General features: G+C 33.1%; 40 protein-coding genes and 1 pseudogene. 40 read left to right on the top strand and 1 reads right to left on the bottom strand.

The features are described 5' to 3' along the window. Positions 1 to 141 precede the first annotated feature (141 nt). The 3 genes from BQ2679_RS06015 (at position 142) to BQ2679_RS06005 (ending at position 1,312) form a co-directional block, all read left to right on the top strand. Positions 142 to 513 carry a DNA polymerase III gene (locus BQ2679_RS06015; protein ID WP_075567314.1) on the top strand — a complete coding sequence of 124 codons (372 nt, stop codon included), beginning with the start codon at positions 142 to 144 and terminating at the stop codon, positions 511 to 513. A gap of 27 nt (positions 514 to 540) precedes the next feature. Continuing rightward, complete coding sequence (locus BQ2679_RS06010) at positions 541 to 774, top strand: DUF7660 family protein (RefSeq protein ID WP_075567311.1); 234 nt, start codon at positions 541 to 543, stop codon at positions 772 to 774. A 145-nt stretch (positions 775 to 919) separates the two neighbouring features. Further along, positions 920 to 1,312, top strand: coding sequence for a hypothetical protein (locus tag BQ2679_RS06005; protein WP_075567309.1), 393 nt, complete (start codon positions 920 to 922; stop codon positions 1,310 to 1,312). A gap of 84 nt (positions 1,313 to 1,396) precedes the next feature. Here BQ2679_RS06005 and BQ2679_RS11155 read toward each other — a convergent pair whose 3' ends face one another. Beyond that, positions 1,397 to 1,525, bottom strand: a complete 129-nt coding sequence (locus BQ2679_RS11155; RefSeq protein WP_262362235.1) for a hypothetical protein — start codon at positions 1,523 to 1,525, stop codon at positions 1,397 to 1,399. On the opposite strand from BQ2679_RS11155, the gene BQ2679_RS06000 reads away from it, so the two are divergent. The 37 genes and pseudogenes from BQ2679_RS06000 to BQ2679_RS05815 all read left to right on the top strand — a co-directional run bounded on the left by BQ2679_RS06000 (position 1,469) and on the right by BQ2679_RS05815 (position 23,516). Continuing rightward, positions 1,469 to 1,729 (top strand): RHS repeat-associated core domain-containing protein, encoded by a 261-nt coding sequence (locus BQ2679_RS06000; protein WP_244491711.1) that lies wholly within the window; start codon positions 1,469 to 1,471, stop codon positions 1,727 to 1,729. The two genes, BQ2679_RS11155 and BQ2679_RS06000, sit on opposite strands and share 57 nt — an antisense overlap. Before the next feature lie 88 nt (positions 1,730 to 1,817). Beyond that, a complete protein-coding gene (locus BQ2679_RS05995; RefSeq protein WP_075567307.1) occupies positions 1,818 to 2,162 on the top strand; it encodes a hypothetical protein in 345 nt (114 codons plus the stop codon). Between the two features lie 511 nt (positions 2,163 to 2,673). Further along, positions 2,674 to 3,210 (top strand): hypothetical protein, encoded by a 537-nt coding sequence (locus tag BQ2679_RS05990; RefSeq protein ID WP_244491710.1) that lies wholly within the window; start codon positions 2,674 to 2,676, stop codon positions 3,208 to 3,210. 234 nt (positions 3,211 to 3,444) lie between these two features. Next, positions 3,445 to 3,909 carry a hypothetical protein gene (locus BQ2679_RS05985; protein ID WP_244491709.1) on the top strand — a complete coding sequence of 155 codons (465 nt, stop codon included), beginning with the start codon at positions 3,445 to 3,447 and terminating at the stop codon, positions 3,907 to 3,909. A 242-nt stretch (positions 3,910 to 4,151) separates the two neighbouring features. Then, positions 4,152 to 4,733, top strand: a complete 582-nt coding sequence (locus BQ2679_RS05980; RefSeq protein ID WP_075567302.1) for a hypothetical protein — start codon at positions 4,152 to 4,154, stop codon at positions 4,731 to 4,733. 71 nt (positions 4,734 to 4,804) lie between these two features. Then, on the top strand, positions 4,805 to 4,999 hold the full coding sequence (locus BQ2679_RS11270; protein ID WP_075567300.1) for an RHS domain-containing protein: 195 nt from the start codon (positions 4,805 to 4,807) through the stop codon (positions 4,997 to 4,999). A gap of 12 nt (positions 5,000 to 5,011) precedes the next feature. Then, positions 5,012 to 5,266: pseudogene (locus BQ2679_RS10970) on the top strand (RHS repeat-associated core domain-containing protein); the annotation flags it as partial. Positions 5,267 to 5,632: 366 nt separating this feature from the next. Continuing rightward, a complete protein-coding gene (locus tag BQ2679_RS05965; protein WP_075567298.1) occupies positions 5,633 to 6,538 on the top strand; it encodes a hypothetical protein in 906 nt (301 codons plus the stop codon). A gap of 291 nt (positions 6,539 to 6,829) precedes the next feature. After that, entirely contained in the window at positions 6,830 to 7,522 is a 693-nt protein-coding gene (locus BQ2679_RS05960) for a hypothetical protein (RefSeq protein ID WP_075567296.1), read from the top strand. Positions 7,523 to 7,571: 49 nt separating this feature from the next. Further along, on the top strand, positions 7,572 to 7,934 hold the full coding sequence (locus tag BQ2679_RS05955) for a cytochrome C biogenesis protein (protein WP_075567294.1): 363 nt from the start codon (positions 7,572 to 7,574) through the stop codon (positions 7,932 to 7,934). A gap of 133 nt (positions 7,935 to 8,067) precedes the next feature. Further along, positions 8,068 to 8,631 (top strand): DUF4303 domain-containing protein, encoded by a 564-nt coding sequence (locus BQ2679_RS05950; RefSeq protein ID WP_075567292.1) that lies wholly within the window; start codon positions 8,068 to 8,070, stop codon positions 8,629 to 8,631. Positions 8,632 to 8,707: 76 nt separating this feature from the next. Then, positions 8,708 to 9,001 carry a hypothetical protein gene (locus BQ2679_RS05945; protein WP_075567290.1) on the top strand — a complete coding sequence of 98 codons (294 nt, stop codon included), beginning with the start codon at positions 8,708 to 8,710 and terminating at the stop codon, positions 8,999 to 9,001. Positions 9,002 to 9,243: 242 nt separating this feature from the next. Then, positions 9,244 to 9,492 (top strand): hypothetical protein, encoded by a 249-nt coding sequence (locus tag BQ2679_RS05940; protein ID WP_075567288.1) that lies wholly within the window; start codon positions 9,244 to 9,246, stop codon positions 9,490 to 9,492. Between the two features lie 174 nt (positions 9,493 to 9,666). After that, entirely contained in the window at positions 9,667 to 9,939 is a 273-nt protein-coding gene (locus tag BQ2679_RS10965) for an RHS domain-containing protein (protein WP_115253943.1), read from the top strand. A gap of 475 nt (positions 9,940 to 10,414) precedes the next feature. After that, positions 10,415 to 10,699, top strand: coding sequence for a type II toxin-antitoxin system RelB/ParD family antitoxin (gene relB, locus BQ2679_RS05930; RefSeq protein WP_006148325.1), 285 nt, complete (start codon positions 10,415 to 10,417; stop codon positions 10,697 to 10,699). Then, positions 10,689 to 11,042, top strand: a complete 354-nt coding sequence (locus tag BQ2679_RS05925) for a type II toxin-antitoxin system RelE/ParE family toxin (protein WP_006148324.1) — start codon at positions 10,689 to 10,691, stop codon at positions 11,040 to 11,042. Before relB ends, BQ2679_RS05925 begins: the two co-directional genes overlap by 11 nt. Before the next feature lie 181 nt (positions 11,043 to 11,223). Continuing rightward, a complete protein-coding gene (locus BQ2679_RS05920; protein WP_006148323.1) occupies positions 11,224 to 11,631 on the top strand; it encodes a hypothetical protein in 408 nt (135 codons plus the stop codon). Further along, on the top strand, positions 11,621 to 12,133 hold the full coding sequence (locus BQ2679_RS05915; protein WP_083237581.1) for an SMI1/KNR4 family protein: 513 nt from the start codon (positions 11,621 to 11,623) through the stop codon (positions 12,131 to 12,133). Before BQ2679_RS05920 ends, BQ2679_RS05915 begins: the two co-directional genes overlap by 11 nt. 263 nt (positions 12,134 to 12,396) lie before the next feature. Next, complete coding sequence (locus BQ2679_RS05910; protein ID WP_006148321.1) at positions 12,397 to 13,035, top strand: Imm43 family immunity protein; 639 nt, start codon at positions 12,397 to 12,399, stop codon at positions 13,033 to 13,035. Positions 13,036 to 13,056: 21 nt separating this feature from the next. Next, positions 13,057 to 13,359, top strand: a complete 303-nt coding sequence (locus BQ2679_RS11230) for an RHS domain-containing protein (protein ID WP_392392502.1) — start codon at positions 13,057 to 13,059, stop codon at positions 13,357 to 13,359. Next, positions 13,283 to 13,762, top strand: a complete 480-nt coding sequence (locus tag BQ2679_RS10860) for an RHS repeat-associated core domain-containing protein (RefSeq protein ID WP_244491733.1) — start codon at positions 13,283 to 13,285, stop codon at positions 13,760 to 13,762. Before BQ2679_RS11230 ends, BQ2679_RS10860 begins: the two co-directional genes overlap by 77 nt. Before the next feature lie 9 nt (positions 13,763 to 13,771). Next, positions 13,772 to 14,407 (top strand): Imm43 family immunity protein, encoded by a 636-nt coding sequence (locus tag BQ2679_RS05900; RefSeq protein ID WP_006148318.1) that lies wholly within the window; start codon positions 13,772 to 13,774, stop codon positions 14,405 to 14,407. A gap of 224 nt (positions 14,408 to 14,631) precedes the next feature. Beyond that, the gene (locus tag BQ2679_RS05895; protein WP_006148317.1) at positions 14,632 to 14,835 is read left to right on the top strand and encodes a DUF4926 domain-containing protein; all 204 of its coding nucleotides are present in this window, start codon (positions 14,632 to 14,634) and stop codon (positions 14,833 to 14,835) included. 178 nt (positions 14,836 to 15,013) lie between these two features. After that, a complete protein-coding gene (locus BQ2679_RS05890; protein WP_075567286.1) occupies positions 15,014 to 15,850 on the top strand; it encodes an RHS repeat-associated core domain-containing protein in 837 nt (278 codons plus the stop codon). Between the two features lie 281 nt (positions 15,851 to 16,131). Further along, positions 16,132 to 16,608, top strand: a complete 477-nt coding sequence (locus BQ2679_RS05880) for a hypothetical protein (RefSeq protein WP_075567280.1) — start codon at positions 16,132 to 16,134, stop codon at positions 16,606 to 16,608. A 529-nt stretch (positions 16,609 to 17,137) separates the two neighbouring features. Next, a complete protein-coding gene (locus tag BQ2679_RS05870) occupies positions 17,138 to 17,563 on the top strand; it encodes a hypothetical protein (protein ID WP_006148313.1) in 426 nt (141 codons plus the stop codon). Between the two features lie 355 nt (positions 17,564 to 17,918). After that, a complete protein-coding gene (locus BQ2679_RS05865; protein ID WP_006155773.1) occupies positions 17,919 to 18,359 on the top strand; it encodes an SMI1/KNR4 family protein in 441 nt (146 codons plus the stop codon). A 282-nt stretch (positions 18,360 to 18,641) separates the two neighbouring features. Next, positions 18,642 to 18,992, top strand: coding sequence for a hypothetical protein (locus BQ2679_RS05860; protein WP_006148311.1), 351 nt, complete (start codon positions 18,642 to 18,644; stop codon positions 18,990 to 18,992). Between the two features lie 188 nt (positions 18,993 to 19,180). Beyond that, entirely contained in the window at positions 19,181 to 19,633 is a 453-nt protein-coding gene (locus BQ2679_RS05855; RefSeq protein ID WP_006148310.1) for a hypothetical protein, read from the top strand. A 92-nt stretch (positions 19,634 to 19,725) separates the two neighbouring features. Beyond that, a complete protein-coding gene (locus BQ2679_RS05850; protein WP_006148309.1) occupies positions 19,726 to 20,037 on the top strand; it encodes a hypothetical protein in 312 nt (103 codons plus the stop codon). 350 nt (positions 20,038 to 20,387) lie between these two features. Beyond that, positions 20,388 to 20,600 carry an RHS repeat-associated core domain-containing protein gene (locus BQ2679_RS05845; protein WP_208853959.1) on the top strand — a complete coding sequence of 71 codons (213 nt, stop codon included), beginning with the start codon at positions 20,388 to 20,390 and terminating at the stop codon, positions 20,598 to 20,600. A gap of 36 nt (positions 20,601 to 20,636) precedes the next feature. Then, positions 20,637 to 20,837, top strand: coding sequence for a polymorphic toxin type 34 domain-containing protein (locus BQ2679_RS11150; protein WP_006148307.1), 201 nt, complete (start codon positions 20,637 to 20,639; stop codon positions 20,835 to 20,837). Further along, positions 20,837 to 20,941: a polymorphic toxin type 34 domain-containing protein gene (locus BQ2679_RS11225; protein WP_208853958.1), complete on the top strand. Its 105-nt coding sequence runs from the start codon at positions 20,837 to 20,839 to the stop codon at positions 20,939 to 20,941. Before BQ2679_RS11150 ends, BQ2679_RS11225 begins: the two co-directional genes overlap by 1 nt. Next, complete coding sequence (locus BQ2679_RS05830; protein ID WP_392392664.1) at positions 20,916 to 21,755, top strand: hypothetical protein; 840 nt, start codon at positions 20,916 to 20,918, stop codon at positions 21,753 to 21,755. The genes BQ2679_RS11225 and BQ2679_RS05830 overlap by 26 nt, the downstream gene beginning before the upstream one ends. 145 nt (positions 21,756 to 21,900) lie before the next feature. Continuing rightward, positions 21,901 to 22,419 (top strand): Imm15 family immunity protein, encoded by a 519-nt coding sequence (locus tag BQ2679_RS05825; protein ID WP_006155761.1) that lies wholly within the window; start codon positions 21,901 to 21,903, stop codon positions 22,417 to 22,419. Positions 22,420 to 22,621: 202 nt separating this feature from the next. Further along, a complete protein-coding gene (locus BQ2679_RS05820; protein ID WP_006148304.1) occupies positions 22,622 to 22,942 on the top strand; it encodes a hypothetical protein in 321 nt (106 codons plus the stop codon). 46 nt (positions 22,943 to 22,988) lie between these two features. Then, a complete protein-coding gene (locus BQ2679_RS05815) occupies positions 22,989 to 23,516 on the top strand; it encodes an Imm21 family immunity protein (RefSeq protein WP_006148303.1) in 528 nt (175 codons plus the stop codon). Positions 23,517 to 23,849: the final 333 nt, after the last annotated feature.

Here is a 23,849-nt window from a genome sequence, read left to right as displayed (position 1 = left end):
AAGGTGTGTGCGGTACGCACGCAGTTTCTGCCTTTCAGACGACCTCTGTCAAATCGCCTAACCCGAATGCGACGCACAACCTCACTTCCGTCACCTTCAGATGAATTATTTGAAATTATTAGACTACCTTAGGAGATTATCATGGATATGACATTATTTAATTTTAAGACATTTTGGGAAGCAAATGCTGATGAAGATTATCGTGAAGATATTATCAGAATGTCTATTGCACTTATGACGTTTCTCAAAAACAATAACTTACTTGTTGATATTGACCCATTTAATGAGGATGGCTCTATCAAAGAAGATTTGATCATCCGAAAATCCAATGTAACCGATGAAGGATTCCAATTATTTGTTAAACCAGTAAATAACTGGTGGAATGCTTTGGATAGGGGAACTCCTCCCGAGAAAGTTACTATTTTGGAGAATGGGTTGAAAAAAAAATTCGTGCTACGAAAAAGTAATTTTATATTTTCAGACGGCCTCAATATCTCTTTTGAGGCCGTCTGAAAGACATTGCTCGAGGAGGACTATATTATGGAAATTAAAAATAGAGATGACTTTCTAGTTTTTTTAAAAGAATTCATTACTGAAATTCATACAGAAGATTTTGAAAATAATACACTAGATAGCTTTTTAGAAGCCATGAAAAATTGGATTGAAGATATGGATGGATACTATAAAAATATAGGTATGAGAGAATATAACAACAAAACTTTAAATTGGAGTATGTTAGCAGACATTTTGAATGCCTCACGAATATATGAATAGCAATAAGTAAACGTAGGTTGAACTGAGTTCAGTCTACTATAGTTTGGATTGAATTCCAACAAAGAGGACCCTTAATCCAAACATCTCAAGTACAAGCCATATTCAATAAAGTTGGTCAATTAGTTTCAATTCGGGGGATATTTAAATGAATAAAAAGTATAAAGTCAGTCCTGAATATATCAGACTTTTTCTTGGACTATTACACGAAGGTATAGATAGCAAACTTGAAGACTTATCAGGTCTGAATTTGGTTAATCGAGATAGCGTAAAGAGATTAGTCAAAGAATATCTGTACCCCGAGTATCAAAATTTTACAATATCAACCCAATTCAAAATTAAAGAAAGTTTGAGATTTGGATTAAATTTCTGGACAGAAGAACGACTACATGATCAATTTCCTAGTACCGACGCAGCCTTTGAAATACCTCAACAAATGACCGCAAAAGAACTTTATAAGCAAATTTGGGATGATATGTTTAATAATGAAGATATCACTATTTCTGATATAACAAAATATCAGGAATCGAACCAAAATTAGCAAACTATAGCCCCCATGAAACCTCCAACCCTGACGTAGGGTATGTGAGGTACGCACGAACCCTTGACGCAAGTCCACGACTGGTCAACCGAAGACGGCGAAAGCTGACAACGAACCCACTACTTCCACTGTGACCAAATCGGTATCCCAAGAGAGATGACCGATAAAGACGGCAACCTCTTGTGGTTCGGCAACTACACAGTCTGGTGTCATCTGAAAAAGGATGAGCGGGTTTACAAGAACGTGCACCAGACGTTCAGACTGCACAACCAATATGTCGATCGTGAGACGGGCTTGCACTACAACTTCTTCAGGTATTATAAGCCTGATGCGGATCGGTTTGTTAATCAGGATCCGATTAGATTCGGAGGGAAACTAATTTATATCAATTTGGATTTAATACTACCTTATGGATAGATATTTATGGTTTATCTGGTACTCTAACAATTCACTCAAGTGGTAGATCTTCAGGTTCTTCATCATTAAATTCATCATAAGGTTCATTATGAAAATTAAAGCAATTATCCCATTTCTTATGAGTATAATATCATCTGGTTGTTCGTTAACTAATAATGAAATTGATATTAATGACATTTGGAATTTTAAAATTACTATTACTGGAGCTCAAGGAAATAGAGAAGCTCATTTGATAGGTTTACTTGGCAATAGTGCAATGGGAATATCAAGTATAGAAACTACTATTTACAATGACAATGAATTAAATGTTGTTTTATTTCAGAAACTAGCAGAATCAAAATATTCTGGGAAATTAGACAAAAGAATTATTGTTAGCAAAAATATTAGTAAAGTTACTTTTGGCTCTGCAAGGGAAATCATATGGCATAACTAATTAGCCAAGACGGAATCAAACTTCAATACTACCTGTAAAATATAAAAGGGTTATTTGAAATACATTTTTAGATAACCCCATCCCCCAACAGGAGTACTCCATGGCCGACTCCACCCGCTCCGTCTTCCGTTCCCCCCATCCCCTTCCCACTCTTTGCCGATCTCGGCGATGCGCCATTCTTCCTCGGTTAGAATCCGGACGGGCATTATGTCATTGCTTCTCTGGACGGTTCGATAGCGCTGTATTTTGCCCCTTTGGTGGTTGCTGAAGACGGTTCTGATGAAGATTCCACCTCTTCCCACTGGACGAGGTGGAAGACGCCAACGGCAACGGACGGGTATTCTCGCTGAACTTCGGCAATGTGGCTGATGAGCAGTCGCCCTTGTTGGAACTGTTGTTCTAGTTAGTGTTTGTATATATTCAACGGCGGGAGTATGTGGTGCTTTTGTGGTAGGAGGAAGTCTTGTAGGAACAATGTGAAGTTTAATATTGATATAGGAGCATGATAATTATGAGCAATAGTGATTTTTATATACAAAATATGATTGAAACTTCTTTAGAACAAGAAGATTTCAGTCAAATAATTATACTACTAGATTCACTACCATCTAAAAATATACGTAGAGCATTGTATTTATTATCAAAAATATTCCCAAATAAAATAGAAATTACTGAGAATGAATTTAAATTTATTAAATGTATATTATCCAATAATAAATTTATAGTAGTTCAAAGCATCTCTGATTTTCTGAGAGCAATATCTATACTCAACTTTAATGACCTACAAAAACAGGATATTTCTGATTTGATTTTTCAAAATCTAAATATTTTAAGCAAAAATTGTGATTTTGAGTTAAATGTACTAATAACAAAATTAATAGAACCTAATAAATTTTTTATGCAAGTTGAGAAAATTAAAAATAATTTAGATGATTATTCAAGAAAATATTTATTAGATTTTATTTTTTACGAGAAAGAATATCTTGAAAATGGCTTTAATGAAGATGAAATAAATGATTTCATAAAATTATTGAGCTACCCTAGATAAAATAGCAAGCCGTAACCCGAGCAAAACCTCCAGTTCTTCCGAACCCTTGGCACAGGTACATAACTGGACCAACAAAGACGGAGAAAGCGACCAACAAACCCACTACTTCCACTGCAACCAAATCGGTATCTCAAGATTTAACCAATAAAGACGGCATACTCTTGTAGTTCGGCGAATACACCGCATGGAAAAATCATTATAAATGTAAAAGTATCTAAGATAATGGAGGTAAATATGCCCTTCCTAAAAATTACCTACAGAGATTACCCTAAAGAAGGATTGTTCAAAAACCTTTATCGAGAAAACATCTATAAAATAGATGAATTTAAAGATGAATTTAAGTATTACGAACATACCCCAATAGAGAAAATTATTATTGATGAACATAATTTAGTACCATTCATCTTTTTTTCACCAGAAGGAATAAATTATTTAATGCCTAAAATTATTGATAGCATCAGCAATGGCATTAGAAATGATGATATTCCAGTAAATATAGAAGAATTTATTATAAATATACCTACCGCAGAAAACATCACTCACGCTTTAAATCTCTTAAAAAAAGATGAGCTTATAATTCTAAAAAAGTATTTAGAAAAAATATTATTTGGGGACTCATCAAATTTGATACAGCAAATAGGTGAACATTATTTACTCAGAAGTATTGAATATCTCGAAAAGTTAATAAATAATTCCTAAATCTACTTATTATTTTGTTAATCGAATACATAAGCCAAGGTTTCTAGTATCGGCAACGAATAACATTGAGTTAAATACAAATTTAACTAGATATGGAATCTATATAGGCTTGTCAAGAAGAGGATGGGAAAAATCATCTGCTCGTGCTTATGCAACCAAACTTGCTTCAAATTTAAGAGCTTTAGCAATAAATTTTGCTAGTAAAAACAACTTATAAGTTTAATACAAGAAAGGAATTAAAAATGACTAAAGCTATTCAAGAAAAAGTTATTTTGAACGAGATTAAGGAGATTAGCCTTAATCGAATAGGAGGAAATATTCCTAAATATTTTGATGATAAACAAGATTGTATTTCAGAAATGATGTTTTATGGATGTTTTGAACATCCATTAAAAACTAATTTTGTCTTATCTATTTTCTTGCCTAAAAATCATGATATTATGCTTGATAATAATATTTATCCTAATTGTGCAATAAAAGTTTTTACTCATCCAAAATCTGAGGAAAGTAAAATTACTTCATTTACAAATATGAACTTAAATAGGATTTATTTTGAACCGTATAGGAAAGTAAATAGTAATGATTTATCAGGTTTAGTAACAGTAGGAGGAGAATTGCAACTAATTCAAGAAGAAGATTATTTTTATAAAAATCTAGAAGAAGATGGATATTTGTACTTGATGAGTATAGACGAAGATTATTACCCAGATAATCTTCTTAATGGTAATTACCCGTTTGATTATGGAAAATTATATATATATTATAAAGAAAAAGATAAGAAAGATAATATTGATGTAATAGCTGGATTTTGGCAATATTCTTAATTGATCAATAATATAATTTTTATTAGTAACAAGCAGTAGTCATTATATAACTTTCAATCCTGACGTAGGGCATGTGTGGTACGCACGAAGGCGAAAGCGGCCAACAAACCCACTACTCCCACTTCGACCAAATCGGCATCCTAAGAGAGATAACCGATAAAGTCGGCAACCTCTTGTGGTTCGGCAACTATACCGGCTGGGGTCGTCTGAAAGAAGAAACTCGAGTAACGGATAGTGCTTACCAACCCTTTCGCCTGCAAAACTAGTATGCCGACCGTGAAACGGGGCTGCACTACAACTTCTTCAGGTATTATGAACCTGATGCGGGGCGGTTTGTTAATCCGGACCCGATTGGTTTGGAAGGAGGCTTTAACGTTTATCAGTTTGCGCCGAATGCTCAAGACTGGATAGACCCAAGTGGAAATATAGCTTTTGTACCAATTCTGATTGCAATGGGAGTGGGCGCACTCACGGGTGCGGCAACTGATGCGGGTATGCAAGTCGCTTCTAATGTGATTAATGGTAAAGATTAGAACGACATTGATTATGAAAGTGTTGCACTCTGTGCCGGTATTGGTGCGATAGCAGGCCCTGTATTAGGCAAGGTAGGTAAATTGGCCATAGGTAAATGCCGAAACGCTTTTGGTCCTTTTAGAAACTGGTATAGGAGAAAACCATCTTATAGTAGATCAGGAGGGTTTCGAACTAATAACTCTATTTCGTGGGAAGCTTCTCCGGCTAGAAATGGTAGATATGTTAACCAAATAGGAAATCCCAAATTGCGTCAATTTAATCAGTATATACGCAATAAAAGACTTCCTCCAGGTCGATTATGGTGGAGGACACGAGACCCTGGACATTTCAATATTAAAAGGTAAATATATAAATTAAGGTGAACTATGTATACAAAGATTAAAAGAGAGAGCAGTGAAAAAGAGACACAAAACAATTTGAAAACTCTTCTGAACATAGTAAATAATTCTTCTTGTTATCGTTGTTTTCTTGGTACAAGTGGTCAAGATTTAGATTTTTTTAGAAAGCTAAAAGAAAATACTAAAGTTAATTTAGTATGGAATGGTAATTTTAAAAAAGGAATATTAGGATTTTTATTGGGATTTATTCCTGATCGCATAGGAATAGTTGAATTTTTAAAACCAATTGATGAATTTTTTTTTGAAGATACTTTATATGACTGCGGCCCTTCAACAGTATCTATAGTGATTATGAAAGATCAAGATAAAATTCAAGACTTTATAAAATCATTTCAAGCTTCGCCTGTTCCAGATGATTTTGAAGCAAGCGTAATCAAAGACCCCTCCGCTTTAATCTACACTATTGGAATTAGTGATATTGATGATGGTATTAATCTTGAAGAGATAGTTACTATGACAAGTTTTTGGGTGGATAGATTAATAGATTCTCATGAATATATTATTAACGATAATAGAAATATTATACCAATTATTGTAATTGATAGTGGAGACGTTAGTCTATTTGCCGATATCAAAGATGCTGAATTATATTTAGAACCAGACGATGTCAAACAAAATGCTTATGAAATATTTAATAGAAATGGAGATTTATTAAATCCGATTATATTAAAGAAGAGTAAAAAATTTCTTTTTGGTACCTTTGTAAAGGAGAGTATACAAATAATGCCATATATCCCTAATATAAATAATAAGGAATACCTCTTGGAATTATTATTCAAATTTTGTGATAATGTTAAAATTGAAGTACCAAAAGGAATTAATTTAAATAATTTAGTCGATAGGTTAATAAAAGAAATTGGTTTTACTAAATAATCGTAGTGTAAACTTTTAGAAGAGCAAGTGTAGCAAACTGTAGCCCGCATGTAGGGTGCGTGCCTCAAGGTACGGCCCCAGTTTCTTCTTTCAATGGCTTACCAGGCCATCTGAAAAACTTGTTAGACGGCGTAAGTAATCATATTCGTTAATAACCCGATTTACACGGCTTCTGCCGCGATGGCTATTAGGAACAACTGTTATTGAAAGTAAAGCTGCACCTCAAGGTTTGGGGTTTCCTGGTGGACAAACACAAAAATATATGAATGACTTGGAAAGGTTAATAAGACAATGAATCAGGAGCAATTTATAAAAAAGATTAATATTGTTTTAGTCGAAATTGATAAAATGATTAATAATTGTGATGAATATAGTTATACAAATAAACAGCAATTGATTTCTATAAAAAATGAACTATATGACATGATTAATTATCTAAATTCAGAAAGTATTTTTCAACAAAAAAAAGGAAAAGAATTTTTATTGTCTCGGATAGTAATTGATTCTTGGCCATTTAATAATGAAGTTGGTAAACTCCTTGTAGAATTAGAAGAAGATTTCAATTCTTTGACAAGAAAAAAAATAAAAATGTCTAAGTTAAAAATTTCGAATGAAACTCCTTTAGACTTTCAAGAAAAAAATTTTTTTGACAAATGGGAAGTTAGTTACCTTGATTTGATGGAAGTTAATCAAGGTTCTCCCCTAGTTGGAAGTCTGTCCATTAACGGTCAAGTTATTATTCAAGAACAGGGTTTTGGAGGGCCTTTGTTGTATTTCAATAGGAAAATATATATTCCTGTTTTCATTAGACGATTTTGGGTTGTTGGATTTAGGCTTGCAATATTAAATTTAGATGATTTATCAATTGAGTATATTGGAGGTATCGAAGACTTGGTTTATCTGAAAGAGATAAATGATAATAGAATTTATTTCTATACAGATATATATAAAAGCACAGAAAAGAATTTAACTTTATATGAATAAATATATCTCAAGAATATACTGTAAACATCATAACCAAAGGAGGACTTCCATGTTAATTAAAGTCAAAGAATTTATTCAAAAGTATTGGATAAGTATTTTAATTTCTTGGTTTTTCATTTGGTTATGGATGGCTTATTATGGGGATAACACGATAGTTAAGTTGATTGTGTTTCCGATTATCTCTTTCTTTCTAGTTATTTTATTTCATTTGGAATTAGAAAGAAAAAATATTAAATATCTATCCATAATTCAAATGTTAATTGGGATGCTGCTGGGATTAGCTATACAAATCGAAAGTGAGAGTTTTATGCTCCTTGAAGGATTGATATTCGGAGGAATTTGGGGATTAACAACACCCTTTTGGATTAAAATATTTTTATTTTTAAGAAAAAAGATAGGAAATTATGTATAATAAAGCTCAAGCAGATAGATATATGAGCAAGCAATTAACTAGAATTGGTGGTTAGGTTTTTGAAAATACGGATCACGTAGTAAATGTGCATAGAAACTGATTGATAACAAAAATTTATAAAAGGAAAATAAAAATGAGTATTTTAAGTAATTATATAATTCAAGATTTAATCCAGAATGTATCTAAAGGAGTTACAGAGACATTTAAATTTGTATTAGAAAGATATAATTCTAATGAAGTTTTTGCCTATACATTATATATTGATGACTATTGTTCATATCTGGGTTGGGCTGCTAACACTATTTCTCACTACGAAATAGAAAAAGTAAACTACCCAAAAGAAGATCAGCCTTTTATTAAATGGTATTACCCTCAATTTGCAATAGGACTTGGAGAGGTTCCTGAGAAAATAGATAGTATATTCAATAATGAGATTCAAAATATTCTTAATGATGCAAATACATTAATATCAGAAGATAATTTTGAGCAATATCAGGCGGAAGTATATGATTCAATTATAGAAGGATTTAAAAAAGCGATAGCAAGTGTAGATAAGGAAAAAACAAAAAATGTCATATTTTTTGTTTCTATTGCAGATAGTGATAATGCTGAAATTATGGAAAATTATTCTGCTGAACAACTAAATTCATATGATAAATTTCTTACGTTCAAAAATAGATTTCAAAGCAAGCCGTAGAGCGGTTACTACTGGAAGTAATGGGGTTATAGTCGGTGCAAATTCGGCAGGTGGAGTAATAAGATAGGACGATAAAATGAAAAAAATTAAATTGATGCCTGACTATGGCTGTTTCCCCATATGGGGTATGGAGGATGATAATTTTGGAAATATAGATCCATATTCTTTACTAATATCAAAGTCTCTTGCTGAAGAATTGTTGGAGTGGGCACATAAATATGATAAAACCTTAAATATAGATGAACCTCTGAACTCTAGATTTGAAAATATAGAGAAAGAAAATATTTTTAAATACGAAGGTGAAAAATTATTTAATAAACTCAAGTTGGAGTTAGGAGATCAATACACGGTTCTATATTCAAGAATATGATTATTTGACATGTAATATCAGCCGACCCAACGGCAATATCCTGTAAGATAAAAATTCAGACAGCCGTAGCCCGCATGAAACCTCCAATCCCGACGTAAAGTCTTCGCGGTACGCACGCACACGGTTCCTGTTTTTCAGACGACCTCACTATCCTCTTTAAGGTCGTCTGAAATATTGGTTCTTTAACAATCTCATTACCAGTCATTTACAAAATGTAGTTTCTCGAGGAGCATTATAATATTATGGAAATTAAAAAAGAGTCTAACGACTATATTATAAAATTAAACAAATATGAAGTATTAGTTTTTTTTGAATGGCTTGTTAAGTTCGTTGAAAATAATGAAATTATTGATGAAGCTGAGCAAAAAATAATATATGACTTAGAATGCTTATTAGAATCCACATTAGAAGAACCTTTTATGGAAAATTATAAAGATCTAATACATATAGCTAAAAAATCTATTATTAATAATAAGCAAGCTGTAGATTGAGACGAGCCTCAACAAATTGGTTAAAGCCAAAATCTTCAAGAAAGACGGTACGAAAGAAACTTTGGCGTACACCTACGATGCCTTGGGCAAAAGGATAGGCAAGGTCGTCTGAAAGACGGAGAAGCTTCAGACAACCTCGAAGAGAAAACTGGATTCGTTTAGGACGGCAGCCATTTGCTGCAAGAAATCCACCCGGACGGCAGATATACCTATATCTATACCGACCCGGATTCCTACGATCCTTTAGCACAGGTACACAACCGGACCAACGAAGACGGCGAAAGCCACCAACAAACCCACTACTTCCACTACGACCAAATCGGCATTCCAAGAGAAATGACCGATAAGGACGGCAACCTCTTGTGGTACGGCGAATACACCTCCTGGGTCCGTCTGAAAAAAGATGAGCGGGTTTATAAGAACTCACATCCCAAGAGGTCCTTATAAAAAATTCATCTCAAGGATAACTATAACATCCATTAATACAAAAAATCGCTTTATATTCTTCTTGTTATTGAGGATATTGATACCTTTAAAACTGGAGTTATTAACCTCTTTAATGACTTACTTGATCCTGATAAAAGGTATCTGATTTATCGTGGTTTTATCAAAACATATCGCAAAATGACTCCGATTGAAAAAATCGAATTTTTCAAAAGAAGACCGTCGAGGAAATCGCAGCTAAAAAATAAGTTGTGGTATATATTTAGTGATGAGGTAACGCTATGAGAAAAACACTTTTTGGTTGTCTGCTTGCATGTTCTGTATTACGCTTTCTTGACCGCTCAGTACTTCAGTCAACTAAAGCACTACTTCTTCTATTGAAACAACTTAGTTCTGTCATCAAACAGAACTTTTTTTCTTGATTAGAATCTATATCTAGTATATAATCAATCTATAACATATAGATTGGAGATATATCATGGCTATAACTTTATCGAAACAATACAATTTTAAACTGAATGAAGCCACTATGGAACAAGCTCGAAAAATTATCAAGGAAAAGGGAATGACAATGACAGATGCTATTTCTTTATTTGTGGAGCAAATAGTCCTGGAGCAAGATTTGCCTATTAAGACGGCCGAAGATCTACATAGAGAACAGTTGATTGAAGAATTACAAGCCCAATCTGAGCGTGCCTTGAGAGAATACGAGGCAGGCGAAGGAACTGCCCTAGACGATATGAGGGTACGTTATGGCTTATAAAGTGATTGCTTCAAAAGAGGTCGAGGAAGCTATCGACAATATACACGACTATATAGCTACGGTACTTCTATCCCCTCAATCCGCCAAAAATACTGTGGCTAAAATTTTAGACAGCTTAAAAAGTTTAGAGATTTTTCCTGAAGCAGGCTTTGACGCTGATGAGAAAATCGGAGTAAAGATTAACAGCAAGTATCCCTCACGAGGAAAAATTATAGATCAATATGTTTTGCTTTACTTCATTGACCAAAAACGAAACACTGTTTTTTTATCTCACCTATTCCACACTAAAAGTGACTACGTCACTTTGTTACAAAAAGACAATATAAAAAGGCCAAATACTTGAGACAACTTTCTTAAGTTTATAAGCTCCGAAACCTTAATTTTTGGTACCGTCTTGGTTTAACAATACGGTATATATCTAATATTTTACAGCTATATCCCCTTTAGAAACGTTGATTTAATAAAGATTTAAACACTATAGAGTATATTTTTGTAAAATACGGTTTAAAATCGGAGCAAGTAAAATGAAAAAGTTACTGATTGGATTGATTGGAACTATTTTGCTTTTGACAGGAGCTTTAAAAATGTCACAACAACTTACAAAAAATACTCAATATAATGATTTGACTGTTAGATACTATTTAGGAATGACTTTTCCTAAGTATAACCATCCTGCAAAATTGTATGATGAAATCAATTTAGATAAGGTAGATAATATCCGAAAAAGCAAAGAGACTATGTCTTATTATACTGGGTTTTATAAAGATGGAAAATTAATTAAATTTGAGAAATATAGTAATGATAATAAAGTAATGGATTTTGCTTATGAATATGATGAGATGGGAAATCTAATCAAAATTTATAAAAATAACATTGAGGTAGGAAAACCGCTCCAAAAGAGAATGGAGAAGAAAAAAACTGGTGCTTGTTAAATTGTTAAAGGAGATTGTTCTGCTTAGTTTTTACGATTGTGATAAAAATTTATCTGAAAATGATTTCAATGACGTTGAAAAAAATTTAGAAGTATCTTTTCCAGCTTCATTCAAGTCGCATTACTTCAAATGGAATGGAGGTACTCCCACTCTTTCTTGTTTTGTCAATGATAATATTGATTATGACTATATTGAAATTCGCGACTTCATACCAATGAAATATTCTAAGCAGTTTGAGGATGATCCAGATTTTACATTGGAAGGAAGAGCAATAAATGAATGGAAACTTAATGAGTTACCTATAAATCTGATTCCTTTTGCTTTTGATTGGGGAGGGAATTACCTCTGTTTAGAAAAAAATAGTCGGCAAATTATTTATTATGTAAGGGATGTATGGAGTGAAAATATATCAAGAGAAGCTAATTTTAAAAAAAATTCAATTATTATTGCGAAATCATTTGATGAGTTTTTAAATTGTTTAGAAGAAAATCCTGATGATTAATAAACTGGCGTAGCGTCGTGTATATATAGTAAGTGTAACAAGACATAGCTCGCATGAAGCCTTCAATTCTGATGTTAGGTGTGCGCAAAATTGTACGCACGCGGTTTCGCCTACCGTAACCATATCATGGTCGATTACAGGCACAAATGCGACAGCGTGTACGAGATTTACAAAAAAGTTTAAAAAATCGTTTGAGTAAGTCCATATCTGTTGGAGGATATTCATCTACCAACTCACCCAAACGATTAGATTAGGAGTGTATTATGAAGAAATTGATGGTGTGGGGATATAGCTCACAAAGTTTAGATGAGTTAGCGAAAAGAAAAGTACCTAAGGTTTCCTTAGGGGAAGTAGGGATATCAGAGGTATTCAACCCTAAAAAAACGCATCCTGATTTTGACTTTTCATGGAGTTGGTTCGTAAAGGGACAAGAAATTCCTCCAATGCCTGAAAAGGTTTATGTCTGCTTAAAAAAAGCAAGGAGTGTTACTTTTGATTTTCTACCTTATGGCTACAACTTCTTTATCATGTCAGCGCGTTTTTTGGAATTTATTAAAAAATATGGTTTTAATTATAATTTTGGTATGAGCGAAGCCATTATTGTCAATACAAAAGGTGAGCTATTGACAAATGAAGTCTATTATTTGGTAAGAATAGTTAGCTGGGAAATTGAGGATGAAATTGTTTACCCGGATTTAGGAAGAGATGAAAAAGGTTTTTCGCTGGAAGCATATACTAATTCGGATAAGGATATTTTGCTGTCTTCCAAATATAAGTATATGGAAGCATTTATGGTGTCAGAAAATTTAAAAGACAAAATATTGGAAAACTTTTCTTTGCCTTTTCTTTATTCTTTGGAAGAGTGGAAGGAATTGAACAATTTAGACAGTTATTGGGATTAATATAAATCAAAGAAGTGTTGGATGAACTTTTTTCATCCCAACATCTACTCCTTCTTTCGTGGGAGAGGGCTGGGGAGAGGGCAAAACGACAGCTACGAACCCTTGGCAAAGGTACACAACTGGACCAATGAAGACGGCGAAAGCCGCCAACAAACTCACTACTTCCACTGCGACCAAATCGGCATTCCGCGTGAAATGACCGATAAAGACGGTAACCTGGTTTGGGGATTATTACGGTTGGGGCAAACTGAAGAGCGAAACCAACACATCCGGAGGAACTGCTCACCAACCCTTCCGCCTGCAAAACTACTATTGCGACCGTGAGACGGGGTTGCATTACAACTTCTTCAGGTATTACGAGATTGATACGGGTCGGTTTGTGAATCAGGATCCGATTGGGTTAGAAGGTGGAGAGAATCTATACTGGTTCGCTTCTAATATTACAAGCTGGATTGATCCTTTAGGCTTGGAATCCATATTAGGTTTCCTTACAAAAGTATCTGCAAAACAAAATACAGGGGCAGTTCCTTTTTTAAATGTTAATGGTCGCATTTACAGCAGAATTGTACGCACGCGGTTTCGCCTACCGCAACCACATCATGGTCGATTACAGGCACAAGTGCGACGGCGTGTACGAGATTTACAAAAAAGTTTAAAAAATCGTTTGAGTAAGTCCATATCTGTTGGAGGATATTCATCTACCAACTCGCCCAAACGATTAGATTAGGAGTGTATTATGAAGAAATTGATGGTGTGGGGATATGCCCTACAAAGCATGGATAAAGCAGAAAAAATGGGGTTGCCACGAGTAAGTAGTGGAGCTGTGGGTATATCAGAGAAGTTTAACCCTAAGAAAACGCATCCTGATTTTGACTTTCCGTGGAGTTGGTTTGTAAAGGGACAAGAAATTCCTCCAATGCCTGAAAAGGTTTATGTCTGCTTAAAGAAAGCAAGAGGTGTTACTTTTGATTTTCTTCCATATAATGATTTCTTTATCATGTCAGCACGTTTTTTGGAATTTATTAAAAAATACGGGTTTGATCATGATTTTGGAATGAGTAAAGCAATTATTGTCAATACAAAAGGTGAGTTATTGACGAATGAAGTCTATTATTTAGTAAGAATAGTTGATTGGGAAATTCAGGATGAAATTGTTTACCCAGATTTAGCATTAGATGAAGATGATTATTCACTGGAGGCATATACTAATTCAGATAAGGATATTTTATTGTCTTCCAATTATAATTATTCAGGAGCATTTATGATGTCAGAAAATTTAAAAGAAAAAATATTGGAAAACTTTTCTTTGCCTTTTCTTTATTCTTTGGAAGAGTGGAAGGAATTAAATAATTCAGACTTTTATTGGGATTAATATAAATCAAAGAAGTGTTGGATGAACTTTTTTCCATCCCAACATCTACTCCTTCTCTCATGGGAGAGGGCAAAACAACTGCCTCGACCGACTGACCGCCTACATCGACGGACTCGGTGCCAAAACCGCCTACGAACTCGCGGTGGACGGAACGCGATTACTTCAGGAGTACACCTCCAAAGGCAACTACATATGTTTTATAGTTAATTATTAAGGAGTTTCTAATGAAATATTCACTTTTAGAAGTAGTCAAATTGCAACAAGATCTTCCTGATTTTAATTTACAACAGGGAGACATCGGTGCAATTGTAGAAGTTTATTCAAATCCATATGAAGCATATGAGGTTGAATTCTGCGATACTAAAGGAAAAACAATCTCACTACTAACTTTAAAGCCAGAACAATTAATGCCATTTCTTGATACATAATATTATTCTTATAAAACTTAAAAGCAAGCCGTAGCTCCCATGAAACCTCCAATCCCGACGTAGGGTGTGCGGTACGCACGAACCCTTGGCATAGGTACATAACTGGACCAACAAAGACGGAGAAAGCCGCCAACAAACCCACTACTTCCACTGCGACCAAATCGGTATACCGCGCGAGATGACCGACATCCACGGCAATCTCTTATGGTACGGTGAATACACCGCCTGGGGCCGTCTGAAAAAGGACGATCGGGTTTACAAGGTTGCGAATCAGCCGTTCAGACGGCAAAATCAGTATGCCGACCGTGAGACGGGGCTGCATTACAACCTGATGTGTTATTACGAACCTGAGGCCGGTCGGTTTGTGAATCCGGATCCGATTGGGTTGTGGGGTGGGAAAAATCTATATACCTTTAATCCCAATATTGTTAGCTGGATTGATCCCTTAGGGCTAATTAAAGCATCTGAGATCAAATGGAAAGGTTTTATCATGACTAGAACAGAAGCTATTAAAATTTTTTCTGAGTATCAGACTAATTCAATATCTAATTCTGAAAAGATGAATATCCTATTAGACTTTTGGTATTCCTATGAATCTGAACCAGAACATTTAAATAAAGAACTTATAAGCTACTTAAGTACACATGATTTTGATGACATAGAATTTTATGATGATTTTTTTAATCCTGTAGTTACCTTAGGGTTAACATATAAAAATTCAATTTTAAGTAATAAATTTCTAGCTAAAAAACTTAGTCTTCTTCTCTCCAAAGAAATAAACGTCTATGGAGACGAGATAAATCAGAAAGTAAAATGTCCGTGTTGTCATTTTTATACCTTGTCTAGTAAATCCAACTATGATATTTGTCCCATTTGTCATTGGGAAGATGATGGCAGTAATGAAGAACAATATTCAGCGGTTAATCATAATAGTTTATCTGAATATAGAAACATTTTTTTTCTTGAGCATGATAAAACTAAACTAGAGGAAAAATATATTTTCGGTAAGCCATAACCTACAGGATCGTCTGAAACCCTAAACCCTCACTCACCCAGCTTTCAGACGACCCCATCCCCAACAGAAGCAAGCCGCCAACAAGCCCACTACTTCCACTGCTACCAAATCGGGATGCCGCACACCAACCCTTACGATTGGAAAACATCCTTGTCCACACTTGCATGTAGCTACTGCCAAAATGGATAGAATTCTTAGTCAAAAAAGAAATAATGGGAATGGTACATTTTCTTGGAAGTGCTACAAAGATAATGTAACCGTACAACATAGGAAATAGTATCATGACAACTTTAGAAGATAAGATCTTTACTTTAAAACAAAAAAATTTAATGAAAAAAATGAAAGAGATTCATTTTTTAAATAATTTAATTTTAGATTCTGAAAAAATTATTCCATATCCACTCTCATGTGACATAATAAATCGTACTTTTACCCCCTATAGAAATATAGAATTATCAAAAGAAAATTTTAGTTTATCGATAAAAAATGAAATATTAAATTTTTTTGCACCAGAGGAAAATGATATTGCTTATGTATACTTTTATGGAGGAATAAATGATTCGGCTGAAATACCAATAGAATTATTCCCCTTGTTTATTATCAAAATAAAAAATATTAGCAATTGGCTAGAATTAATAAACAAACCTAATTTTTATTGTTTAAAATTCTTTAGTCATAAAATAGATAAAGTCATCGATATATCTCTACTCGACAATGAGAAAGATGTGTTATCTATTTCTATTGGAGTGAATGCTTAACTTTTTTAAAATAAATAAACTATTCCAGCAGAAGCAATCCTTGGCTTTGTATAACTTAAAGGTGGTTACTATGAAAGAATTATTAGAAAAACTTGAAAATAATAGTTTTATTGATAAGGTCAGAATGGATCTTGAATTCGATGTAAAGGACTATCAAGAATTATAAAAAATTTTAAATGAAATAAAGCATTATACTCATAATCATAATCTAATTGAAAAAAGATTAGCGTCTATTTTATATGAAATACCGAAATTAACACATATTTGGTATCTCAATTTAAAAGACGATCCAAATAAAAATGAATCTTCTATTGTTAATCAACTTGAAGAAGCATGGATAGAGTTAGATTCAATAATTGGAGAAGAAATTCTTGGTCAAGGACAATAAATTCCTGTTAACAACCATAGAAACTCTAAATTTAGCAAAAGATAACCGTTTTGAGAAACCAAAGCATGCATGTGCAACATCTAACCCTTTGCTAGCTATATTAAGAATTACTGCAACAAGTGGATAAATAAGAGAAATCAGATGGAAAAATATTTCTTAGAAATTATCAATTTATTAATTGATAATAATACTGAACAAATTTATAGAAAGATTATGCTTTCTATATTAGATATTATTATAGAGAATCCAATTTTATGTATAAGCATCTATAAACCTTATGTTGATAGTGCAGAAAATTATTGGAGATATTATGATGAAACTATTGATAACTTAGAAAAATACCGAAAGGAAGTTATTGAAATTGCACTATTAAAAAAATGGTCAACTTTAAATAAAAAGGATAAAAAAAATATAGAATTAAATCATATTTATCGTTTAATTCTTACTCCATTTAAATCAGAAGAATTAGATAGAAACTGTGATAATCTATATTGGTTTATTGAGTGTATAAACCATTATGGTATCAGCTCTTATAAGGCAATAAATTATTTCAAAAGATACTTTTAATACGCCTATCTTTGCTAAAAGGCAATGAAAATAATGAAGAGATGGTTTAGTAAGAAGCCTGATAATGTCTAAAGATGTCTACGTCTATGATATTACTGGCCTCCTAATTTGTTTGGGACGGCAGCCACCTCTTGCAGGAAGCCCACCCGGACGGAAGATATACTTATCTCTACACCGATCCCGACAACTACGAACCCCTGGTACAGGTACACAACTCTTTATTACAGAAAGTTTTCATAGAGATAAAGCACAAACTGATGCGCACGATAAATTTCGTGAGGTCTATTGAAAAAAAGTGCACGGGATTATATTGGAAGTTGTAAAAAAACTCATATTGAAAGGACTAATACTAATCATGAAAGAAATATCAAGCATAGAAAAAAATTTAAACATCTTATTTCCTCAGTCATATAAAAATACTATTAATAAATTTCAATTATTTATGGAGATTGAATTCAACAACTATCAAATTAATCTGTTTAATGAAGAATCGTTGTTTGATAACTTAAATGGATTTCCTCAATGGTGCTATTTAAAATACCTAGTAGAGATAAATAAAGAGAAACAACAGATGCCTAATATTGTAGAAAGGCATGACTCAAATGGATATATTGACTCAGAACGAGTAAAAAGAGGTTTGCTGTTTGGCTCTTTAGCTGATGGAGCGTGCGTGTATTTTGATTTGGAAGATAATTTCTCAATATGGGAGTATTGGCTAGATGATGGAAGTATTGGAAAAGTAGCAGATACTTTTGATGAAATTCTTGAATATGGAAAAATTATAGATTTTGAGTAAATGTAAATTGTATCAAGGTTTAACAAATCCCATAAGGTCGTCTGAAATAATTTTCAGTCGACTTCAAACCTTCATCAAGATCCTTTGAAAGATTTGTTTTTTGACAATCTCATTAATAAAAAAATACAGAAACTTCTGGATATAATTTACGAAATAGGCAGTGTGCAAGTTTTGCATATGGAGCAAAGTTAAGCTGCTGATATTAAAGAATTGAAAATGTCTGGTTGGGTTACTCCTGCTTCGTTAGCTAATAAAATTAATAAATTAAATGGTAAATAAATTATGAAATCAATTTTAAGTTCAATTTTATCTCTAATAGTATCCTCTTCTTCTAATTTACCTTATGTTTCACATTACTCTTATGATTTTCAACATGGCTGGTTAAATATAATTGTATCAGAATATAATAGTAAAAAAACTTGCGGAGATATAAGGATCAGTAATAATGAGTTACAATATAAGCTTTTTTGTGGGAAAGAAAATGGAAAAGGAATGATTCCGTTAAGTAAAATAAAATTAAAATATGAAAAAGATATTTTTTCTGCCCAAAGTATTATAAGTGAAAAAATATTTTTTTCAGTTAAATGTACGCAAGAGCAATACAGATATATAGAAAAGTATCTTAAGAAATAAAACGGCAAAAAGACAATTAAATTCTGTACAAATATAGAATTTGTAATAATCTGAAGCAATCCGTAGCCAGTATGAAACCTCCAAGATGTAAAGTGTGTGCGTTACGCGCGAACCCTTGGCACAGATACACAACTGGACCATCATGGTAATAAATACTCTTTAAAGAATGCACATAAGAAGGAGAAATTATGTATTTAGATCAAGTAAATTATGAATTAAACGAAATAATCAATGATTTTGTATGTAACTCAAATGACGCGCCCACACCGGAGGAAAGAATTGATATTCTAAAGCAGGCATGGGAACTTTTACCCAAACCAGCAACTCAATTTGTTGAACCTACTTCTGCGATTGCTTGTGGTATTTCAGGAAGCTATAAAAAATTAGGTGATTATCAAAAAGCTCTTGAGTGGATGTTAATTGCACTTGATGCACGAAAAGATGAACCTGCAGCAGGTGTGTTTATATGGACAGGAATCGTTTATTACGAATTAGGTGATATGGAAAATGCCTATAAATATTTTGACCTAACTTATAATGAGCTACGTTACACACCTTTCTCTATGGAAGACAAAAAATATTGGCAATTTTATAAGCAACGTAAAGAAGAATTAAATCCTAAGAAAAAAACCAAAAAGTAAGATTCGATATTTTCAGACGACCTTTTTTGTACCGTACTTAACCGCCACTACGCCTACGACCCGGATGTAGTATAACTAGAGGGAAATATACTATGAAATATCATATTGAAGATTTAAGAGACCAATTACATAACCATAACTGGATTGTTTTAAAAGAATCAGAAGGAAATGATTTAGATATATCAGAATATTGGACTATTCGTCATAGATACCAACCAAACAAAACTTGTACTCTAGTTTTTGAAGGAATGGATGACTTGGAAGTTTTACCAATCGAAAAAAGTTATGCATGTTTTTTATCTGAAGAGCCAACTATATCATTATACTTTTCTAAGAGCATTAAGTTATGGAAGAGAGATTTAAATACATTCATTTTAAATCTGAATTCTTTTATAATTTACTAATTTTAAATCCTTCAAACTATATAAAGCTAATCAAAATCCAAATAACTGTAGATGTTTCTAGCAAGCGTAGTTTGGGTCAAGACCCAACAAAATATCAAGGTTGTGTGAAATAACCTTCAGACGACCTTGCCCTATACGCTTACCCTTACCTGCTTCGTCTACAACGAAAACGGCCAGCACCAATGGAAAGTGCCATCTAAAGAAGAGAACGCCCGAAACGATTTGCCTGAAACCGACTGGCGCGATGTGCTGTACGATATGCTGTACCTGCCCGTTCAGAAACCATCCGCTACCACTACGATTTCAACGGCAATCTGTTGTGGTACGGCGAATACACCGCCTAGGGTCGTCTGAAAAAGGATGAGAGGGTTTATAAGGATGCACATCAGCCGTTCAGATTGCAGAACCAATACTTCGATGAAGAGACGGGGCTGCATTACAATCTGTTCAGGTATTACGAACCCGAGGCCGGACGGTTTGTGAATCAGGATCCGATTGGATTGATGGGTGGGGAAAATTTATATCAGTTTGCACTGAACGTACAAAGATGGAACGACCCTTAAAGGCTTGGCAGTTCCCTTATTGCTCCTGAATTGATTGTGTTAAGTAAAGCTGCGCTTGTAACTTTAGGTATAGTTATTATTTATGAAAAAGGAAAAAAAGCGCTTGATACAGTAATGATGGCAGCAAATGGAAATCAAGTAGATACTGGGGTTGCTAATCAAGTTTATAAAAAAATAAATGAGTATTTTCAAAGCACAGGAAAAAACCAGAGAAATGTGAAGTATTGTAAGAATTAATTAATTGTGGGCAAATATCTGCCAAACAAGCTAAATCTACTCAAAAAGCTTGGGGATGTTGCCATTCTCAGCATTCGAATGATAAGTGTAACAGGAAAAAATAATATGGTAAATGATAGAATTTCAAGTTTTGACGCTTTTTTAGAATGTAAAGATCTATCTATCAATGACTTATTAGAAAAACTACTACATTCTAATACTATTATTCAATATGAAGCAGCAAAAAGACTACAATTTTTTCAGTATAAAGAGATTATTGATATAATCAGAAATACCCTTTTAACAAGTCGATTTAGTAAACATAGAGAAATTGCAAATTTTATCTTGGGACAAATGCAAGAAAAACTTAGCACTACGGAATTGAAAGAAATTTTCTCTATATTAATTTACTCTATTCAAAATGACAAAAGTATTAAAGTGAAATCATCTGCAATATCTTCTTTAGGACATCTATTCAAAAAATATAATCTAGGAGAAGAAGAGTTTCGCACTATTGAAAATAATATTAGTTCTATTTGGAATTTAAATAGATATTCTATAATTATTTCTATTGCATTTAGTTCTGCATATTTCCCAAAAAGAAATTATATAAAAGAATATCTTATAAAAAATTTAAACAGCAAGCATCACAAAATTATCTCCTGGGTATTGTATGGATTAAAAGGAAAACATTATAGATCAGAATCAATTGAAAATTTACTAAAACATAAACTAAGCCAATTTAATGAAAAATCTTATATTTACAATGAAATTATTGCATTTTTAATTTCAATTAATTCTAAAAAAGTTATCCCTTATGTTAAAAAGACACTATTCACTCAAAGTAAAATCGATGATGAAATTTATACTGAACTTAAAAATAATTTATCGGATGAATTTGCGGAATTAAGAAAAGAATTATTAGAAGAATTTAAATAGTTTCTTGACGTACGCCTTAATCGCAAACCTGCTTTCGTCTTCAAAGCCAGTAAAACCAACCACACTACTCACGATAAACATTGATAAATCCCCCATTCTCTAAAGATAATAGAGATTTCTTATTTTGCCATGGATGGAATACATAATGGAATACTTAAAACTATTAACAACGTTAGCAAAAACTGAAAAATCGTATCAGTATGATGAAATAATTAAATTACTTAAGCATCCTGTTGAATTTGAAGAAATTCCCTTGATTACTAGAACTGGAAGAGAAAAACCATTTTTGAAAATACTATCCCAAAAACAGTTGAATTTGTTCTTTTTAAATACTGCAATATTTTACATTAATAATATAAATTTAATGGCAAAAGATATTCTGATAGATAACGATTTATCAATATGTATAACATACCCGGATATAAGTTCTGAATCACATAATCTATATAGTTTTTATATACCTAACATATGTATTTATAGGTCGAAATATGAAAATACATTTAAAAATTATCCAGTCTTAAATTTAGAGAATTTCTCATGGTTACATGAATATTCATCTGATTTTAATTATAAAGACATTTTTAACATTGTTTACTCTAAATTTGATGACGGTTTTGGCCATGAAATTTTCAGGATATTTTTATTAAAAAAGAAGGATATTTAAAACAAGCGTAAATAGAATTAGCCTCCTCCTAACGCATACATTAAGGTCGTATGAAAGAGGAGACGAACGTTACGGGGACGGCGCACCAGCCGTTGAGGTTGCAAAACCAGTATTGCGACCGCAAAACGGGCTGCATTACAACTTCTTCAGATACTATGAGCCTGATGCAGGTCGGTTTGTAACTTAGGATCCGATTGGGTTGATGGGTGGGGAGAATCTGTACAGGTTTGCACCGAATACGCAAAGCTGGGTAGACTTTTTAGGATTATTCACATTAGAACAATTACTGACGGTAGGAATTGGCCCATTTGAAGAAGGATCTATTCCTGCTAGAGGACCTGAAAGGAATTTCACTCAAGAAGAACGCAAAAAATTGAATAAAATTGGTATATGCCATACTTGTGGTGCCACTGATCCTGGAACTAAAACTGGAAATTTTGTAGGAGATCACCAAGCTAATATTGGCTTGCTACGAGGAAATGAGTCTCAAGATCTGTATCCTCAATGTTTATTCTTGAAGTAACTTTAGTTAGCTAAAATTTAAATTTTTAATACATAGAGGTTTTGCAATGAATTTTTTTAAAACACATGATATTGACACTTATGGTGGTCCATTAGTCATGTTACCCAAATCAGATGCCAATATATGGCAGGGCTGTGTAGATTTAAAACCAGAAGAGCATTATTCTTTAGCTTGCTCTCAGCATAACTATTTATCTGTTTTAGCTGTAGAAGGTGTACAAACTATTATTTTAGGAGACGAACCTTTACCAACTTTTGCAGTACACAAACTAGACACTAGTGAGATTTTTATATTCAGAGCTTATTGGATTAATGATGAATCACACATTGATACTCATATAAAAAATATAGTGGATGGTCATCATAAATATCAGCCATTAGAAGAAACATCAATTTTCATTAATGATGTTGAATGGGTTATATTTGATAGTGCTTTTACTTTTAAAGATAAAGAAGATAGTATAGAGGTAAAATTTACTCATAAAAATTGCTTGTATAAAATCCAAACGTATTTGTACGAAGCATATGATATTTCTTTTTTAATTCATTCATTTAAATACTATAACGAACTATAGCAAGCGTAGGTTGGTCGAGACCCAACAAAATATCAAAGTCCTCTGAAATAACCTTCAGACGCCCTTCCCTATGATTTTTATCCAAAAAATACTGACAAAGGTAGGCCTGGGAAAATCTATTTTATTGAGGTAAAATATAATACAGGACGATTAACGAAAGGTCAAAAGAGATCAGGGTTATTCAATTTGAAAAAACTGCACAATGCTGGAGGAAAATGTCCAAAGGCTGCATATATGGTTTCAACAAAAAATAAGGATAAGCAAACGGATGTGGCTTCATCCAAAGGTGTTGCTCGCTTTATGACTTTAGTATTCAAAAATTGATTTTAAGGA

Source organism: Streptococcus timonensis, assembly GCF_900095845.1.
Taxonomy (GTDB): Bacteria; Bacillota; Bacilli; order Lactobacillales; family Streptococcaceae; genus Streptococcus; species Streptococcus timonensis.
Note: the sequence above shows the minus strand (reverse complement) of the source record. Positions and strands in the feature narration are given on the sequence as shown.

Excerpts from the sequence above, each read along its gene's own strand:
- BQ2679_RS05820 (WP_006148304.1), top strand. The coding sequence starts at position 22,622 with ATGGGTGGGGAGAATCTGTACAGGTTTGCACCGAATACGCAAAGCTGG.
- BQ2679_RS06000 (WP_244491711.1), top strand. The coding sequence starts at position 1,469 with ATGACCGATAAAGACGGCAACCTCTTGTGGTTCGGCAACTACACAGTC.
- BQ2679_RS05830 (WP_392392664.1), top strand. The coding sequence starts at position 20,916 with ATGATAAGTGTAACAGGAAAAAATAATATGGTAAATGATAGAATTTCA.
- BQ2679_RS05910 (WP_006148321.1), top strand. The coding sequence starts at position 12,397 with ATGAAGAAATTGATGGTGTGGGGATATAGCTCACAAAGTTTAGATGAG.
- BQ2679_RS05985 (WP_244491709.1), top strand. The coding sequence starts at position 3,445 with ATGCCCTTCCTAAAAATTACCTACAGAGATTACCCTAAAGAAGGATTG.
- BQ2679_RS05900 (WP_006148318.1), top strand. The coding sequence starts at position 13,772 with ATGAAGAAATTGATGGTGTGGGGATATGCCCTACAAAGCATGGATAAA.
- BQ2679_RS05925 (WP_006148324.1), top strand. The coding sequence starts at position 10,689 with ATGGCTTATAAAGTGATTGCTTCAAAAGAGGTCGAGGAAGCTATCGAC.
- BQ2679_RS05825 (WP_006155761.1), top strand. The coding sequence starts at position 21,901 with ATGGAATACTTAAAACTATTAACAACGTTAGCAAAAACTGAAAAATCG.
- BQ2679_RS11270 (WP_075567300.1), top strand. The coding sequence starts at position 4,805 with ATGTGTGGTACGCACGAAGGCGAAAGCGGCCAACAAACCCACTACTCC.
- BQ2679_RS05815 (WP_006148303.1), top strand. The coding sequence starts at position 22,989 with ATGAATTTTTTTAAAACACATGATATTGACACTTATGGTGGTCCATTA.
- BQ2679_RS05895 (WP_006148317.1), top strand. The coding sequence starts at position 14,632 with ATGAAATATTCACTTTTAGAAGTAGTCAAATTGCAACAAGATCTTCCT.
- BQ2679_RS05950 (WP_075567292.1), top strand. The coding sequence starts at position 8,068 with ATGAGTATTTTAAGTAATTATATAATTCAAGATTTAATCCAGAATGTA.
- BQ2679_RS05920 (WP_006148323.1), top strand. The coding sequence starts at position 11,224 with ATGAAAAAGTTACTGATTGGATTGATTGGAACTATTTTGCTTTTGACA.
- BQ2679_RS05855 (WP_006148310.1), top strand. The coding sequence starts at position 19,181 with ATGTATTTAGATCAAGTAAATTATGAATTAAACGAAATAATCAATGAT.
- BQ2679_RS05890 (WP_075567286.1), top strand. The coding sequence starts at position 15,014 with ATGACCGACATCCACGGCAATCTCTTATGGTACGGTGAATACACCGCC.
- BQ2679_RS11230 (WP_392392502.1), top strand. The coding sequence starts at position 13,057 with ATGAACTTTTTTCATCCCAACATCTACTCCTTCTTTCGTGGGAGAGGG.
- BQ2679_RS11155 (WP_262362235.1), bottom strand. The coding sequence starts at position 1,525 with ATGACACCAGACTGTGTAGTTGCCGAACCACAAGAGGTTGCCGTCTTT.
- BQ2679_RS05860 (WP_006148311.1), top strand. The coding sequence starts at position 18,642 with ATGAAATCAATTTTAAGTTCAATTTTATCTCTAATAGTATCCTCTTCT.
- BQ2679_RS06010 (WP_075567311.1), top strand. The coding sequence starts at position 541 with ATGGAAATTAAAAATAGAGATGACTTTCTAGTTTTTTTAAAAGAATTC.
- BQ2679_RS05960 (WP_075567296.1), top strand. The coding sequence starts at position 6,830 with ATGAATCAGGAGCAATTTATAAAAAAGATTAATATTGTTTTAGTCGAA.
- BQ2679_RS05945 (WP_075567290.1), top strand. The coding sequence starts at position 8,708 with ATGAAAAAAATTAAATTGATGCCTGACTATGGCTGTTTCCCCATATGG.
- BQ2679_RS05995 (WP_075567307.1), top strand. The coding sequence starts at position 1,818 with ATGAAAATTAAAGCAATTATCCCATTTCTTATGAGTATAATATCATCT.
- BQ2679_RS06005 (WP_075567309.1), top strand. The coding sequence starts at position 920 with ATGAATAAAAAGTATAAAGTCAGTCCTGAATATATCAGACTTTTTCTT.
- BQ2679_RS06015 (WP_075567314.1), top strand. The coding sequence starts at position 142 with ATGGATATGACATTATTTAATTTTAAGACATTTTGGGAAGCAAATGCT.
- BQ2679_RS05965 (WP_075567298.1), top strand. The coding sequence starts at position 5,633 with ATGTATACAAAGATTAAAAGAGAGAGCAGTGAAAAAGAGACACAAAAC.
- BQ2679_RS05990 (WP_244491710.1), top strand. The coding sequence starts at position 2,674 with ATGAGCAATAGTGATTTTTATATACAAAATATGATTGAAACTTCTTTA.
- BQ2679_RS05880 (WP_075567280.1), top strand. The coding sequence starts at position 16,132 with ATGACAACTTTAGAAGATAAGATCTTTACTTTAAAACAAAAAAATTTA.
- BQ2679_RS05940 (WP_075567288.1), top strand. The coding sequence starts at position 9,244 with ATGGAAATTAAAAAAGAGTCTAACGACTATATTATAAAATTAAACAAA.
- BQ2679_RS05865 (WP_006155773.1), top strand. The coding sequence starts at position 17,919 with ATGAAAGAAATATCAAGCATAGAAAAAAATTTAAACATCTTATTTCCT.
- BQ2679_RS05870 (WP_006148313.1), top strand. The coding sequence starts at position 17,138 with ATGGAAAAATATTTCTTAGAAATTATCAATTTATTAATTGATAATAAT.
- relB (WP_006148325.1), top strand. The coding sequence starts at position 10,415 with ATGGCTATAACTTTATCGAAACAATACAATTTTAAACTGAATGAAGCC.
- BQ2679_RS05850 (WP_006148309.1), top strand. The coding sequence starts at position 19,726 with ATGAAATATCATATTGAAGATTTAAGAGACCAATTACATAACCATAAC.
- BQ2679_RS05955 (WP_075567294.1), top strand. The coding sequence starts at position 7,572 with ATGTTAATTAAAGTCAAAGAATTTATTCAAAAGTATTGGATAAGTATT.
- BQ2679_RS05980 (WP_075567302.1), top strand. The coding sequence starts at position 4,152 with ATGACTAAAGCTATTCAAGAAAAAGTTATTTTGAACGAGATTAAGGAG.